Genomic DNA, 1,911 nt, shown 5'->3' on the forward strand with positions numbered 1-1,911 from the left:
ATCGAAGTGTTCGTGCATGGCTTCAGCGCTGATAGGAGCCGCACCTTTCCTTACGAGGCCAGCCGCGTTGGACCATTGTGGTTGATGCGCGATGCCGAACGCAAGAATCCTCGCGATTACCGCGGCGAAGAATGGGTCGTCCATGACGTCGCCGCTCAAGAGACCGATGCCGTCGTGCGGCAGCATGCACGGCCGGGCTTTGCCATTTCCGTTGTGATCGCGAACGACGATCCGGACGGGCCGACACGAACCGCCTACAAAGCTCTCGGCTACCGGCTGCTGCGGACCGAAGGCTTTTTCGTCCACCGATTGCACCGGATTCCGAACCCGCCATCGATTGCTTCGGTCGAACGCGTGCAGACGGCCGAACGGGCGGCACAGTTGGGAAAGATCATCCGCAGGCAGCCGATCCCAGACGATTTGCTCGGCGACACCGCGCCGTTCCGCCAGTATGTGGCAATCGACGGCGCCGACATCGTTGGGCGCGTTCGCAGCCTGGATGCCGTGGGAGCCACCTGGTGTTCGAGCATGTATGTCGAGCCGTCGCACCGGCGTCGCGGCATTGGTCAGGCTTTGATATCGAAAATGTTGCACGACGATCGCGCGCGCGGGTCAAGGTACTCGGTGCTGGCAGCAACCCATGCCGGGGCGCTGCTTTATCCCCGGATGGGCTACGAGCGGATCGGAACGCTGCTGATATTTGCACCAAGGAGCCGAAAGCCCTCATGAAGCTCTATTCGCATCGTGCTGATTCATAAGGGATTTCTATAACCATGCCGTCATAGGCGGGTTCGACATTGGCTGGTGTCTCGGCCATCACCGAGACGTAGTCGAGCGGCACGTGCATATGTGTCAGCACCGCATGTATCGGCGCCAGCCGCTGGATCCATTCGAGCGCTTCGCCAAGTGACAGATGACTTGGATGCGTCCGGTACTGCAGCGCGTCGATGATCAGCACGTCGAGGTCGCCCAGCCGTTCGGCGGTGGGTTCCGGAAAGTCGCTGATGTCGGGGCAATAGGCGAGACCGCCAATGCGGAAACCGAGCGATACGATGTCGCCGTGGATCTGCGGCAGCGGCTCGAGGGTGAGGGTACCCCCCTCTCCTTCGACGACCACCGGCCTGGTGTGCTCGATGAGATGCGGCCTGACGATCGGCGGATAGGAACTGCCTTGCGGCGTCTCGAAACAGTATCCGAACGCTTCCCGCAGCCGAAGCATCGTCGCCCTGTCGGCATGGACGTCGATGAGCTGGCGCTGATCGAGGACGAAACCGCGCAGATCGTCGATGCCATGGATATGGTCGGCATGCGGGTGGGTATAGACGACCGCATCGACACGTTTAACGCCGGCCAGCAGCATCTGCTGCCGAAAATCCGGCCCCGTGTCGATGACGACAGTCGTTCGGCTGCCGTTCGCCGCGCTCGTCGAGCGGATCGCGGCGGCACGGGTGCGCCGGTTCCTGGGGTTGTCGGGGTCGCAATTGCCCCAATCGCCGGTGATGCGCGGCGTACCTGGGGACGAGCCGCAGCCGAGAATGGTGAGGCGCAGCCGGTCAGTCATCGTTCAGGCACTTTGCTCTGCAGGCCGCGGCATCTTGCCGAACAGCCGGAAGAAATTATCTGTGGTCAGATCGGCGATTTCAGCTTCGCTTACCCCGATCGTTTCGGCCAGCACCTTGGCGGTATGGGCGACATAGGCGGGCTCGTTGCGTTTGCCCCGAAACGGCACGGGCGCCAGATAGGGCGCATCGGTTTCGACCAGCAATCGGGCATGCGGGACATCGGCGGCAATGGCACGCAACTCAGCTGAATTCTTGAAGGTCAGGATGCCCGAGAACGACACGTAGCCACCGAGAGCGACGCCCACCTCGGCAAGCCGGCGCCCGGAAGAAAAGCAATGCAGGATGAAGG

Annotated in this window: 3 protein-coding genes; 1 reads left to right on the forward strand and 2 read right to left on the reverse strand. The window is 62.2% G+C overall.

All coding sequences use genetic code 11. The annotated features are described in order from the left end of the window. A partial coding sequence (locus EN991_RS34370) for a GNAT family N-acetyltransferase (RefSeq protein ID WP_164769599.1) occupies positions 1-729 on the forward strand: 729 nt, incomplete at its 5' end. Between the two features lie 4 nt (positions 730-733). On the opposite strand, the gene EN991_RS34375 is transcribed toward EN991_RS34370, so the two are convergent. Continuing rightward, positions 734-1,561, reverse strand: a complete 828-nt coding sequence (locus EN991_RS34375; protein WP_127370396.1) for an MBL fold metallo-hydrolase — start codon at positions 1,559-1,561, stop codon at positions 734-736. A 3-nt stretch (positions 1,562-1,564) separates the two neighbouring features. After that, positions 1,565-1,911, reverse strand: a 347-nt coding sequence (locus EN991_RS34380) for a TatD family hydrolase (protein ID WP_206519311.1), incomplete at its 5' end; no start/stop codon positions are given.

The sequence above is a fragment of the Mesorhizobium sp. M7A.F.Ca.US.005.03.2.1 genome, from assembly GCF_003997795.1.
Taxonomy (GTDB): domain Bacteria; phylum Pseudomonadota; class Alphaproteobacteria; order Rhizobiales; family Rhizobiaceae; genus Mesorhizobium; species Mesorhizobium ciceri.

What these genes read in the sequence shown, in the direction of transcription:
- EN991_RS34375 (WP_127370396.1), bottom strand. Translation starts at nt 1,561, where the DNA reads ATGACTGACCGGCTGCGCCTCACCATTCTCGGCTGCGGCTCGTCCCCA.